This is a genomic window from Acinetobacter sp. CIP 102129, from assembly GCF_000368305.1.
Lineage (GTDB): Bacteria > Pseudomonadota > Gammaproteobacteria > Pseudomonadales > Moraxellaceae > Acinetobacter > Acinetobacter parvus.
In genome coordinates this window covers 330,821-343,625 of record NZ_KB849339.1, presented here as the reverse complement: position 1 = coordinate 343,625, position 12,805 = coordinate 330,821, and the positions used below count along the sequence as shown (strand labels likewise).

The following is a 12,805-nucleotide window of genomic DNA, read 5'->3' as shown; positions in this document are numbered from 1 at the left end:
CGAATGACTCCCGCTTATATCAACGCTTAACGTAATCCATGCTCTGCCTTAAATCGTTCCAGATTCCTAACCGCATTCTGATAACGAGATTGCACAGCACTACTGTTTAAGCGTAAATCATAAAGCCGTTTTTTGTAATCATCCCGATCTTTTACCGATAAATCTTTACGTTCCAATTCTTTGAGATAGTAGTTTAAATCACTTTGTGAACGGTTAAATTCTGAATTCGCCTGATAATAATTATTGGCAACCTGATAATACCTTCGTAGAGACTCACGCTTTTCCAAAGGACAAACCCGAAAATCACCACGCCCCTCTAATGCCTCATTGAAAATGGTTTCAGGTCGGCAATAATAGCTCAAACCTTTCTGATAACCTTTTTCATATAGGCTTTGATTTGGAATAATATTGGCTTTTTGACAAGAGGAATAATACTGGTCCAAACGTGATTCGCGCCCAGCCGCACCATCTTTTTCGCCGACATTTAACCAGTTTGCAGTTTTACATTGTTCAACGCTCATGGCGGCACAACCAGAAAGCAAAAACGTCAAAATAGAAAATGGTAAAATAATTTTCATACAACTATTCCTATTATTATCAATTTATTTACAGCAAAACATTACATTGTAATGACAGGGTAATGAATCTGTTGATCATAAATTAAATCAGCTTGCTGCCATAAATCATAGAGTGGAATTTTGACATCCAGGGCCAATGGTAACTTTTTTGGATTGAATTGCATATTTGTTAAGTTTGCGCCCCATGCAATCACATCAATATCCAGACTAATATGATGCGATGGGCGAACACGTCCCGACTGTGTCTCTAATCGTTTTAAAGTCTCGATAATGTCATCAACCGATAAAGTGCTTCGTAATAGGCAGGCTGAATTCCAGTAATCTGCCCCAATTCCATCCCGACATGGAATCTGGTAAATCGGTGAAAATTCCACATGCCCCAGTTCTGCAAGTTGAGCATAGGCAAAAGTGAAATTTTGCTGCTGCTGAACATTACTGGCCAGTGCGAGCGCAAAAATCGTTTCTGTTGCGTTCAAGGCGAATTCCTACTGCATTGGCTTGGGCAATAATGGCGGGTTTACGAATGGTAATGCTGATCGATTCAATTGATGGAAATGTAGAAAATAGACAGTTCAATACAAGTTGAGCAGCGTGCTCAATGAGTTTGGGTTTGGCTTGCTGAATCACTTGTGCCGCAAGCTCACAGATTTGGGCGTAGTTGAGTGTATCGTCCAACTCATCTGAACATGCAGCCTGAGTCAGGTCATTATGAATGGTTAAATCCAGCATTAAAGGTTGGATGATCTGACGCTCCCAGTTGAAACAACCGATTACGGTATCGACCTTTAGTCCCTCAATAATAATGGCATCCATAATGACCTTAATAAACCGATAAATAAGATTAATGCTTTAACAATGAAGCAGATTCAATATTGTGAACCATTTTCAAACGCTGGTCAGCATAAATATCGGTATATGGTGCGAGAACACGCATGAAACGATCAAAATATAACATTTGCTTGAATAACAAGGCGAAGTCACGCGGAAACTTGATACCGTGACGCTCACCTACGCCAATCATATCCATCATGATGTCATTAAGGTCTGCTGGATTAGAGCTTAGAATTTCCTGAGGATCGGCCAAGAGCACACCACTAAACAGACGCTCCAAGTCATCTGCAAGTACCTGAGTGTCAATTTTTTGATGAGTCATGCCCATTTTCAGCATGTTTTCAGCCATTGCCGTATAGTTGGTATGTTGTAGCGCGTCCATAAATGCCATACATGCACTCCAGACCTCTGGGTTTAACTGACCTACAATACCGAAGTCAATAAAGCCAATGCGGCCATCTTCAAGCAACATCAGGTTTCCAGCATGTAAATCGGCATGAAAGCTCTTGCACAGCATTAAACTTCCAAACCATGTATTCATCGCGGTAATCAGCACTTGGGTTGGGTCTTTTGCGTATTTTTTTACCACATCAAAGTCAGTTAATGACACACCATAAAGACGTTGCATGGTTAACACACGGCGAGTCGAAAACTGATGGTAAACCTTTGGTGCTGTGGCAGCCTGATTACCCGAAACATTCAGATATTGAATGAAATCATCCAGATTTTGCGCCTCTTCAATAAAGTCCACTTCCCGTACCATACGGACCTTGATTTCATCAACAATCTCGGAAAGTGATGCGAACTTGATTTTAGGTACAGCACGTTCCAGCAGCTTGGTTGCCCAATGCACCACATTTAAATCGGTATATAGAATGGTTTCCACACCAGGCTTTTGGACTTTAATTACCACATCTTCGCCTGTAACCAATTTTGCGGCATGCACCTGCGCGATTGATGCAGAAGCCAATGGTTTTTCATCAATAAAACTAAAAATTTCATTGAGGTTCCTGCCCTCAAACTCCTCATTCAATACGCCCTGAATATAGCTGAAAGGTAAGGTTGGCGTCTGGTCTAGGCAGCCTTGAAATTCCTCAACATATTCACGAGGAAATAAAGATGGGGTACTGGCAATAAATTGTCCTAGCTTAATGTAAGTTGAACCCAATGATTCAAAAGTTTCACGCATCAATTTAGCATTGCTTGGTTTTTCTGTTGCATATTTGACACCTGCCTGTGCCGCAACAATCACAGTTTCACCTATACGCCCAATGGAACGCAGTCCATCAAATAAAATATTTCTTTTCATAATCTTTCAGTGCCTCATAGATGGCGTTAGTTTAGCAAATTTTGCTTAATTTACTGATCAAGTTGCCTGACAAATCGGACAATTTTCATCTTTTTCAAACTGTAAAATGCGTTGGGAAAGGTTTAAACCATTCCAAAGTAATAATTTTTGCCTGAGTGGCGTTAAACCAAGCCCTAAAAACAGTAATGCGTGATGAGCCTGTAATGCTGCAATTGTGACAGGTGTTGTTGCCAAAACACCAGAGTCTGCACAGCGTAGATTTTCATTGGCATGTTGCTCTTTTGGGAACAGGCACTCATAACATGCTGAATCTGATTCAACCATAAATAATTGTCCCTCAAAGCCAATGGCCGAAGCACTAATCAAGGGAACTTGATGTTTTTTGCACAGCGCATTAACTAAATATCGGGTACTAAAGTTATCACAACCATCTAAAACGACATCTTGGTGCCGTACCAATTCATCAGCATTACTTTCATCAAAACGACTATTTTGATAGTTCACCTGTATATGAGGATTAATTTTTTGAAGATGTTTGGCTAAGACTTCTGCCTTATAATGACCTAAATCATTTGAAGTAAATGCGATCTGTCTTTGCAAATTGCTGATTTCGATGGTATCCGCATCAATAATGGTAATTTTACCCACACCTGCCCGCGCCAGCAGTTCCGCACTGGTACAGCCGATTCCACCAGCGCCAATCATCAGCACATTGGCAAGCTTGAGTTTTTCTTGCGCCTCGATATCCCAACCCTCCAATAAAATTTGTCGACTGTAGAGATGCATTTCATCATTACTGAGTTCAAATTCATTTTCTGGATGTTGTGACACGTGGCTTGCTTCTGTATAGCTCAATCATGTTGCTGATTTTAAGTGGATGTATGTTTTGAGGAAAGTAATAAATTTTATTTTGACAGAAACAGTCTCTTGCTAAATAGCTGAAGCATTTATATCAGAACAAGAGCTTATTTTTTTAATTTTAAGATTTTATGTGACATTCATCGGTTTTTTCTCGAAAAAGTCGAAAAAGTCGAAAAAGTCGAAAAAGTCGAAAAAGTCGAAAAAGTCGAAAAAGTCGAAAAAGTCGAAAAAGATAATGTCGTTAGTTCGCTATGAGACTGTAAATAAAACTGTGTAAACGCTTAAACTATCCCTCAACGCTGTTGGGGGGCAACACAGGTGTTTACCATGAAAGATGAAGCAATGCTGGCATTGGCAAAAGAATTTGCCAAGAACTTAAAAACAGAAGCTGACCTGAATAATTTCAGTAAAGCTCTAAAGAAACTCACCGTTGAAACTGCACTCAATGCTGAACTGACTGAACATTTAGGCTATGAGAAGAATAGTCCTCGTATAGGCAAAAATACACGTAATGGCTATACAACCAAACGGCTATTTACTGATGATGGTGAATTTGAACTAGACACGCCTAGAGATCGTGATGGCACTTTTGAGCCCCAGCTGATCAAGAAGATGAGAAGCAGCGCTTCGCAAGGCGTATCACACAAATGGATAGCCAAATCCTATCCCTATACGCCAAAGGCATGACGACACGAGATATTGTTGCCACATTCAAGGAAATGTACGATGCGGACGTCTCCCCAACGCTTATTTCCAAAGTGACGGATGCAGTTAAAGAACAAGTAATAGAATGGCAAAATCGACCATTGGATGCCCTTTATCCTATTGTCTATATGGATTGTATCGTCGTGAAAGTGCGTCAAGATAGTACGATTATTAACAAAGCGGTGTATCTGGCATTAGGTGTCAATACAGACGGACAGAAAGACCTATTAGGTATGTGGATGTCAGAAAACGAGGGTTCTAAATTTTGGCTCTCAGTCCTTACAGAACTGAAAAATCGTGGTTTAAAGGATATTCTGATTGCCTGCGTAGATGGACTGAAGGGCTTTCCTGATGCAATCAATACAATTTACCCTGATACGCATATTCAGTTGTGTATCATCCACATGGTACGCAACAACCTTAAATATGTGAGTTGGAAAGACTACAAAGCTGTCACAGCCGATTTAAAAAAGATATATCAAGCTGTTACAGAAGACGCAGCCTTACAGGCTTTAGATGAATTTGGACAAAAATGGGATGAGAAGTATCCTCAAATCAGCAAGTCATGGCTTGCCAACTGGTCGAATCTAAACACGTTTTTCGCTTACTCTATGGATATTCGCAAAGCGATTTACACGACCAATGCGATTGAATCATTGAACAGCGTTATCCGCCATGCGACCAAGAAAAGAAAAATCTTCCCAACTGATGATTCCGTGAAAAAGGTGGTATATTTAGCAATTATGGCAGCAAGCAAAAAATGGACGATGCCTATTCAGAATTGGAAAGCTGCCATGAATCGCTTTAGTATCATGTTTGAAGAGCGTGTAACCAAGTATTTTTAAAACTGTATTTACACAGAATTATTTACACCCTCAAAAGCAAACTCCACCCATAAGAGGCGGAGTTTGCTTGATTTTTTCCAGTGAATGTATTGATTATTCTTGATTGTCTAAATAATTTTCAGCATCCAATGCCGCCATACAACCCGAACCAGCGGAAGTAATCGCTTGACGATAAATACTGTCTGCCACATCACCCGCAGCAAATACCCCCTCTATAGATGTAGCTGTTGCATTACCCGCAGTTCCACTTTGGACTTGGATATAGCCATCACGTAGGTTCAATTGACTTTCAAACATTCCTGTATTGGGTTTATGTCCAATCGCAACAAACAAGCCTTTCACTTGAACATCTTGGATACTTGCATCTTGAGTGGATTTAATACGTACCGCCGTTACACCTGTGTTGTCACCTAAAACCTCATCAACTTGATGGTTCCAAATAATGCTGATTTTGCCCTCTTTCTCTTTGGCAAAAAGATGGTCTTGCAAAATCTTTTCAGAACGCAGGCTGTCACGACGGTGTACCAGTGTCACATGTGCAGCGATATTTGACAGATATAAAGCTTCCTCAACCGCAGTGTTACCACCACCAACCACCATGACATTTTGGTTTTTATAGAAAAAGCCATCGCAAGTCGCACAAGCACTCACCCCCTGCCCTATAAAAGCTGCCTCTGACTCAAGTCCTAGATATTGAGCCGTTGCACCTGTTGCAATAATCAGTGCATCACAAGTGTATTCACCCATGTCACCTTTAAGTACGAATGGACGAGTTTTAAGATCCACTTCATTGATGTTATCATAGACCATTTCTGTACCAAAGCGTTCTGCATGCGCCTGCATACGCTCCATAAGTATAGGACCCGTTAAGCCCTCAGCATCGCCAACCCAATTATCAACTTCAGTCGTTGTTGTTAATTGCCCACCTAATTGTAGTCCAGCAATCAATGTTGGTTTGAGGTTGGCACGAGCTGCATATACGGCTGCACTATAACCCGCAGGTCCCGAACCTAAAATAATTAGACGAGAATGTTGATTTTGCATTTAGTTTTCTCCAGCATTCTACAAACTTCGCTGATTGACACGTTTAGATAACTCTTCAGCAGATTCTTTGCGCTCTGAATAACGATCTGTGAGGTACTGACTTTGTCCACGAGTGAGCAAGGTGAACTTATATAACTCCTCCATCACATCCATGATACGGTCGTAATACGATGATGCTTTCATTCGACCATCTTCTTCAAACTCTAAAAATGCTTTCGGAATTGAGGACTGATTCGGAATCGTGATCATGCGCATCCACCGCCCTAAAATACGCATTTGATTGACGCTATTAAAAGACTGCGACCCCCCACTCACCTGCATCAAGGCCAACGTCTTGCCTTGTGTTGCTCGAATCGCACCGCCAGCCAATGGAATCCAATCAATTTGCGATTTGAAAATTGAACTCATGGAGCCATGACGCTCAGGCGAGCACCACACCATACCTTCTGACCAAGCGAGTAAATCATGCAACTCTTTAACCTTTGGATGTTCAGTGTCCGCATCTTCAGGTAAAGGCAGCCCTTTAGGATGAAAGATTTTAACTTCTGCACCAAACTGCTCTAAGATACGACCAGCTTCCATCACCGCCAATCGGCTGTATGAACGCTCACGGTTAGAACCATAGAGCAGTAAAATACGGGGTGGATGATCTAGCGCTTTGGCCTGTACCTTTTCTAAAGTCGGTTGATCCAAAAGATTCATATCTACATTTGGGAGAGTCATAGAAATTACACCTCTTCTTTAAAAAACTTTTTTCTAAGCCACAAAGACACACTGACTAAAGCAATCAACACTGGTACTTCAACCAATGGGCCGATCACCGTGGTAAATGCGACTGGTGAAGCTAAACCAAAGGTCGCAATCGCTACGGCCAGCGCCAATTCAAAGTTATTCCCCGCAGCAGTAAAAGAAATTGCTGTGGTTTTAGGATAATCGTTCCCCATCCATTTGCTCATGAAGAAGCTGATGAAGAACATCACGATAAAGTAAATCGTCAATGGAATGGCAATTCGCAAGACATCGAGTGGCAAGCTCACCACATCGTTCCCTTTGAGACTAAACATCGCCACAATCGTGAATAATAAAGCCAACAAACTCAGTGGACTGATCTTAGGTAAGAAGACATTTTGATACCAATCCAGACCTTTAGCTTTTACTAGAGTGAATCGCGTCATAAAGCCAAAGAAAAATGGAATCCCTAAGTACACCAGTACCGCATGGGTAATGGTCCAGAAATCGACATTAATCACTTGCCCTGCAACACCGAAATAAGGTGGTAAGAAAGTCAAGAACAACCAAGCATAGCTACTGAAAAATAAAATCTGGAAGATACTGTTAAAAGCAACCAATGCAGCAACATATTGGTTATCTCCACACGCCAAGCCATTCCACACCAAGACCATTGCAATACAGCGAGCCAAACCGATCAGGATCAAGCCTGTCATGTACTCTGGATAACTATGTAAAAAAATAATGGCTAATGCAAACATCAGTACTGGTGCAATCACCCAGTTCTGTACCAGCGATAAAGTTAAGGTTTTCTTGTCTTTAAACACTTGTGGCAAAGTAGCATAGTCCACTTTGGCTAAAGGTGGATACATCATCAGAATCAAACCAATCGCAATTGGAATATTGACGGAATCCACACTCATTTTGTCTAAAGTAACGGAAGCTTGCGGAAAGAACACACCTATCGCAATCCCCAACCCCATCGCAATGAAAATCCATAGCGTCAGGTTACGATCTAAAAATGACAGTCTTTGTTGAGCCATGACGTTCTCATTCGATATTTGAAATGTGATTAATTGCAGCAATCAATTCAGGACGAGTCATATTTGCTGTATCCAGTTCGAATAGAGCATCTAAACGACGATTGATGTGGTCTACAGTCACTTGGAATGCCTGTAATTTTTCTTCTTTAGGCAAGTCTAAGTGTGATGGATCAGCCAAACCCCAATGTGCTTTGATTGCTCCACCCAAATAAAGTGGACACGCTTCCTGAGCTGCTGAATCACAAACAGTAATCACCACATCAGGTTGATATTGTTCACAGTCATCAATGGTTTTACTCCACAAACCATCCGTTGAAAGACCTAAGTTTTGCAAGGTTTCAATCGTTAATGGATGCACCTGTCCAGATGGCTTACTGCCTGCACTGTACGCTTTCCAGCTTTCAGGCGCACGACTGTTAAACAGCTCTTCAGATAAAATGCTACGGCAACTATTACCAGTACACAAAAAAAGGAATTTCATCATCTATTACTCACAATAACTATTTATGGGAAACGTGTTGGTATCGACCACAACTTGACTTAATGATGTTTTTTGTAAAGTGCCTAGAATTTCAAAACACCAAGCTGGTAGTTGTGGGTTAATGCTGTAGTACACCCATTGGCTTTGTCGTCTATCCTGTAAAAGACCAGAAGAACGCAATAATGCTAAATGACGAGAAATCTTGGGTTGGCTCAGTTGTAGCTTTTCAGTCAGATCACAAACACAGAGTTCTTTATTCTCAGCAACTAAAGTCACGATATTGAGACGGGTTTCATCAGATAAACATTTAAAAAAATTAACTTGATCCATCTTTGCTACCTATTTATTCATTTGGATATGCAGATAATCATATACAAAAATTAAATTTTTTAATTTACTCGTTGACCATTTTCATCAATCACTTTTTCACCATCTTCTTTAGTGAAAACACCTTTTTGCGGTAATGGCAGAATCTCCAAAACGACTTCTGATGGACGGCTTAAGCGAGTACCTTGTTCGGTCACCACGAATGGGCGGTTGATTAAAATAGGATGCTCAAGCATAAAACTGAGTAATTGTTCATCACTCAAATCAGGGCAATCAAGTTCCAAATCACGATAAGGATCAACATTCTGCCGAATCGCCTCTCTGACCGTTAATTTTGCATTCTGAATCAATTTAATTAATTCGTCATGACTCGGTGGTGTAATGAGGTATTCAATCACCGTTGGCTCAATTCCTGTATTTCGAATCAAAGCCAAAGTGTTCCGAGATGTCCCACAAGCAGGGTTGTGATAAATTTTTACTTCGAATGAAGCTGTCATCAAACTAGACTCTGTTGATATATTCTTATATCTTTATATACGAATTAACACATATATGCAATTGCAAATATACTATTCTCCTGAAAATGCTCTAAGTTAATAAACTAGTCAAAGCTAAACCAAATCAAACCAGCAATTAGATGCCAAAGTTCAGCGACTTGAAGCATGCAACCAACATCTTTCCATTCTCAATCAAAAATACGAGCATGAACTGGCGCTGTTTAAACAGCACAAATTTGGCAGTAAAAACGAACATCTCACCGCAAAACAAATCCATCTCTGGGATGAAGCGGTTGAAGAAGATATAGTCAAACTACTTTATTATCCATACAGGATTCAAAAAAAACTGGAAATAATTCATCGACTGATTTGTATTGGTTTTATAATGATTTGCTCTATACACGACAAAAATAGATAAATCATTGAAATAATGTCATAATAATTGTTTTCTAACGACGAATACTATGACACATTTCAATGAGTTACATCTTATCCTAAACAAATCTCTAAAATGGAACAAATCACATTTAAAGTGCTTTGCGCTCATCATGCTTGCGATCATTTTAAAGCAAACGTGCAATCTTTCTTCTGCATCTAAAGCCTTGCCCATCAAGTGCTCACCACAATCATTTTATCGACGTATGCAGCGCTTCTTTGCAGGTCAGTATTTTGATTATCGTCAAATTTCTCAGTTGATTTTCAATATGTTTTCATTCGACAAAGTGCAACTGACTTTTTAGATAGAACCAATTGGAAATGGGGAAAACGAAATATTAATATCCTGATGCTTGCGATCGTTTATCGTGGAATAGCGATACCTATCATTTGGACATTGCTTAATAAACGTGGAAATAAAATTTTCAGGAAGTTTCTAATTGCATGACAGCCAATGAAAAACAAAATAAATCAACCGATGACTGCTTTAGTGGAACAATGAATCCCAACCAAACACGAGCTTTTTTTGCATTGCAGGCAGCAAAAAATGGCAATGTAAATCAAAAAATGTGTATGTTGTTTGGCGAAATTACTAGGAATGTCAATAATTACACCCTTAATCTAGTACATCCATTTACGGATACCTCAGTAGATTATCCTACTTGTGTTGATTTTGAGCATAATTTACCTAATTATGATTCTACGATTTATATTCCATCACAAAATATTACATATTCTATTAATCAATCAGCATGGATAAAAGCTGAACGTATCAACAATCCTAAAATAACGCCGTCAAATAATAACTCACAGCAACAACCTGTTTCTCCACCAGCGCAAACCGCAGTAAATCCAAATCCATTAACACCTGTTACAAATACATATATACCACCTCAAACTAATGAACCCGTAGCACCCATTATTGGCGCTCCATCTGCAAACACCATGAATGGGGGCGGATTCTTTTCATGTCCACCAACTTTAAGTTGCTAAGATAAAGCTATAACGGGTAGCTTTGCTACCCAACTAGAAATATAAAAAACAAAGTGGATTAGGTAAAGCCAAGCTTTAAAATACAGAATCAATAGAAAAGCGATGGATAGACCATCGCTTTTCTATTTTCGCAATTTCAGGCCTTATTTAGCCGCCATACGGATGCCACCATCCAGACGAATCACTTCACCATTCAGATATGAATTTTCAGCAATGTGTGCAACTAAACGCGCAAACTCTTCAGGACGACCCAAACGTGATGGATAAGGCACCATTTGTCCCAAAGCATCCTGTACATTTTGTGGCAACCCTTTCAGCATTGGTGTTTCCATAATGCCAGGTGCAATCACCATAATACGGATTGCATGGCGTGCCAATTCACGAGCAATTGGTAAAGTCATGGCAACCACCGCACCTTTTGAAGCTGAATAGGCAGCCTGACCAATCTGACCATCAAAAGCCGCAACTGAAGCCGTGTTGACAATCACACCACGGTCTTCATCACCTGCGTCGACGGTATTCTTACTCATGGCATCGGCAGCAAAGCGTAGCATGTTAAATGTACCAGTTACATTAATCTGCAAGGTTTTAGAGAACATTGCCAAATCATGCACACTTTCTTTAGCAATGACTTTTGCAGATGGGCCAATGCCTGCACAATTGACCAAGCCATGTAAACAGCCATGCTTGGCAACGACATCTTGAAAGAATTGTTCCGCTGCCTGTTCATCAGTCACATCCAGCTTTACAAACTCAGCCTTTTCACCCAATGCCTGTGCCTGTTGTTCGCCTGCCTCAACATTCATATCAACCAGCGTAACTGATGCGCCTTTTTCCACCAAATATTCTGCGGTTGCAGCGCCTAAACCAGAGCCACCACCCGTAATAACAAAATGTTTTCCTTGAATTTTCATGTAAATTTCCTGTTAAATAAACGATAAATTTTTATAAGTGAGAGTAAAGGCAAGCTTTTTCCGATACAATTCCAAAAAGTAGCAAATTTAATGCGACTTTTGAGCATTCATCCTATTTATTCTTCCCTACTTCCTTTGCGTATGATCCAGAATCAAAATCCAGACCATAACTCTACCAAAGACACGATCTCAAATGCCTTGATTCGTGAAGCGTTGAGTGTTGCCGCAAGTCGGGGTTTAAATATTGTCCATATTGCAAATAAGGCTGGAATTTCAGCAGAACTGTTGACCTCAACCAAAGCACGCGTTCCTGTGGCCCAGTGCGCACAACTATGGATTGAACTCGCAGAAAGCATGAATGATGAGTTTCTGGGAATGGATACTCATCCCATGCGTCGCGGCAGTTATAAGCTCTTGGCAAAACTGGCGTTCAACACTGAAACCTTACAGCAAGCGATTGAGGAAATCCTCAGATTTTTAGCTTTGGTTTTAGATGATATTCAGGGTGAACTGGTTCAGCAAGGTTCAAAGGCTTTTTTAATCCTGCATGACCGTGAACAACCAAAACGTATGTTCAGCTATGCCACTTTCTTAATGCTGGTCCATAGCCTGATGTGCTGGCTGAGTGACCAGCGTATCCATTTTCAGAAAATGACGTTTAAATGCCATCAACCTGTAGAAATACAGGATTATCGGGTGCGTTTTTGTGAAAATCTCCAGTTTGATGCTGAAATCAATAGAATTGAGTTTGATGCACATTATCTCAGGCATAAAATTAAAAAAGATAAACAGGCATTGAATGATTTTCTCAAGCATACGCCTTATAACCTGATCGTCCGTTTTAAGAATGAAAATTCCTTAAGCCTGCAAATTCGACGTCAGCTTTTATTACAACCGCCGTCTGACTGGGCTGAGCTAAAAGATATTGCCCAGCAGTTGAATATGTCAACCGCAACCATTCAGCGCCGCCTAAAACAGGAGGGTGTCAGTTATCAGCAACTTAAAAATGATATTCGCTGTGATATTGCCATTGAGCGTTTAAGCAAAACCAATGATTCCATTCAAAATATCAGTGATAATCTCAGCTTTCATGACCCAAGTGCCTTTCACCGTGCCTTTAAAAAATGGACAGGTGTCAGTCCAGGGGATTATCGTGCCAAGACACTCAAGAAAACTGTGCTGAGTTCCCTATAATCCTGTTGAAAATCCTTAA

The 12,805-nt window shown here is 40.3% G+C and carries 14 protein-coding genes and 4 pseudogenes; 5 read left to right on the top strand and 13 right to left on the bottom strand.

What is annotated here, in order from left to right; all coding sequences use genetic code 11:
* Positions 1–26: 26 nt before the first annotated feature.
* The 6 genes and pseudogenes from F973_RS03250 to F973_RS15655 all read right to left on the bottom strand — a co-directional run.
* Entirely contained in the window at positions 27–578 is a 552-nt protein-coding gene (locus F973_RS03250) for a DUF2799 domain-containing protein (protein ID WP_004680855.1), read from the bottom strand.
* 41 nt (positions 579–619) lie between these two features.
* Positions 620–1,054, bottom strand: coding sequence for a 2-amino-4-hydroxy-6-hydroxymethyldihydropteridine diphosphokinase (locus tag F973_RS03245; RefSeq protein WP_004680856.1), 435 nt, complete (start codon positions 1,052–1,054; stop codon positions 620–622).
* The gene (gene folB, locus F973_RS03240) at positions 1,011–1,391 is read right to left on the bottom strand and encodes a dihydroneopterin aldolase (protein ID WP_004677684.1); all 381 of its coding nucleotides are present in this window, start codon (positions 1,389–1,391) and stop codon (positions 1,011–1,013) included. Before folB ends, F973_RS03245 begins: the two co-directional genes overlap by 44 nt.
* A gap of 28 nt (positions 1,392–1,419) precedes the next feature.
* Positions 1,420–2,718, bottom strand: coding sequence for an ABC1 kinase family protein (locus F973_RS03235; protein WP_004680857.1), 1,299 nt, complete (start codon positions 2,716–2,718; stop codon positions 1,420–1,422).
* A gap of 57 nt (positions 2,719–2,775) precedes the next feature.
* Positions 2,776–3,504 carry a HesA/MoeB/ThiF family protein gene (locus F973_RS03230; RefSeq protein WP_378251358.1) on the bottom strand — a complete coding sequence of 243 codons (729 nt, stop codon included), beginning with the start codon at positions 3,502–3,504 and terminating at the stop codon, positions 2,776–2,778.
* A gap of 212 nt (positions 3,505–3,716) precedes the next feature.
* Positions 3,717–3,818 (bottom strand): annotated as a pseudogene (locus F973_RS15655) (hypothetical protein); the annotation flags it as partial.
* A gap of 88 nt (positions 3,819–3,906) precedes the next feature.
* On the opposite strand from F973_RS15655, the pseudogene F973_RS03225 reads away from it, so the two are divergent.
* A pseudogene (locus F973_RS03225) lies at positions 3,907–5,129 on the top strand (IS256 family transposase).
* A 93-nt stretch (positions 5,130–5,222) separates the two neighbouring features.
* Here the strand turns inward: F973_RS03225 and trxB are convergent.
* From trxB to arsC, 6 genes are read right to left on the bottom strand one after another with little or no spacing between them, the layout of a single operon-like run.
* Positions 5,223–6,173 (bottom strand): thioredoxin-disulfide reductase, encoded by a 951-nt coding sequence (trxB, locus tag F973_RS03220; RefSeq protein WP_004759975.1) that lies wholly within the window; start codon positions 6,171–6,173, stop codon positions 5,223–5,225.
* An 18-nt stretch (positions 6,174–6,191) separates the two neighbouring features.
* Positions 6,192–6,896 carry an arsenical resistance protein ArsH gene (arsH, locus tag F973_RS03215; protein ID WP_004759973.1) on the bottom strand — a complete coding sequence of 235 codons (705 nt, stop codon included), beginning with the start codon at positions 6,894–6,896 and terminating at the stop codon, positions 6,192–6,194.
* Between the two features lie 5 nt (positions 6,897–6,901).
* On the bottom strand, positions 6,902–7,945 hold the full coding sequence (gene arsB / locus F973_RS03210) for an ACR3 family arsenite efflux transporter (protein WP_004759971.1): 1,044 nt from the start codon (positions 7,943–7,945) through the stop codon (positions 6,902–6,904).
* 7 nt (positions 7,946–7,952) lie between these two features.
* A complete protein-coding gene (locus F973_RS03205; protein ID WP_004759969.1) occupies positions 7,953–8,426 on the bottom strand; it encodes an arsenate reductase ArsC in 474 nt (157 codons plus the stop codon).
* A 6-nt stretch (positions 8,427–8,432) separates the two neighbouring features.
* A complete protein-coding gene (locus tag F973_RS03200) occupies positions 8,433–8,756 on the bottom strand; it encodes a metalloregulator ArsR/SmtB family transcription factor (RefSeq protein WP_004759967.1) in 324 nt (107 codons plus the stop codon).
* Positions 8,757–8,815: 59 nt separating this feature from the next.
* Entirely contained in the window at positions 8,816–9,250 is a 435-nt protein-coding gene (gene arsC / locus F973_RS03195) for an arsenate reductase (glutaredoxin) (RefSeq protein WP_004759966.1), read from the bottom strand.
* A 121-nt stretch (positions 9,251–9,371) separates the two neighbouring features.
* Here arsC and F973_RS14415 point away from each other — a divergent pair.
* The 3 genes and pseudogenes from F973_RS14415 to F973_RS03185 form a co-directional block, all read left to right on the top strand.
* A pseudogene (locus F973_RS14415) lies at positions 9,372–9,557 on the top strand (IS66 family transposase); the annotation flags it as partial.
* A gap of 157 nt (positions 9,558–9,714) precedes the next feature.
* Positions 9,715–10,103: pseudogene (locus F973_RS03190) on the top strand (IS4 family transposase); the annotation flags it as partial.
* 26 nt (positions 10,104–10,129) lie between these two features.
* Complete coding sequence (locus tag F973_RS03185) at positions 10,130–10,678, top strand: hypothetical protein (protein WP_004759964.1); 549 nt, start codon at positions 10,130–10,132, stop codon at positions 10,676–10,678.
* A gap of 143 nt (positions 10,679–10,821) precedes the next feature.
* On the opposite strand, the gene F973_RS03180 is transcribed toward F973_RS03185, so the two are convergent.
* On the bottom strand, positions 10,822–11,592 hold the full coding sequence (locus F973_RS03180; RefSeq protein ID WP_004759962.1) for an SDR family NAD(P)-dependent oxidoreductase: 771 nt from the start codon (positions 11,590–11,592) through the stop codon (positions 10,822–10,824).
* Positions 11,593–11,682: 90 nt separating this feature from the next.
* Between F973_RS03180 and F973_RS03175 the strand changes: the two genes are divergently transcribed.
* Positions 11,683–12,786 carry an AraC family transcriptional regulator gene (locus F973_RS03175; RefSeq protein WP_004759961.1) on the top strand — a complete coding sequence of 368 codons (1,104 nt, stop codon included), beginning with the start codon at positions 11,683–11,685 and terminating at the stop codon, positions 12,784–12,786.
* Positions 12,787–12,805 lie beyond the last annotated feature (19 nt).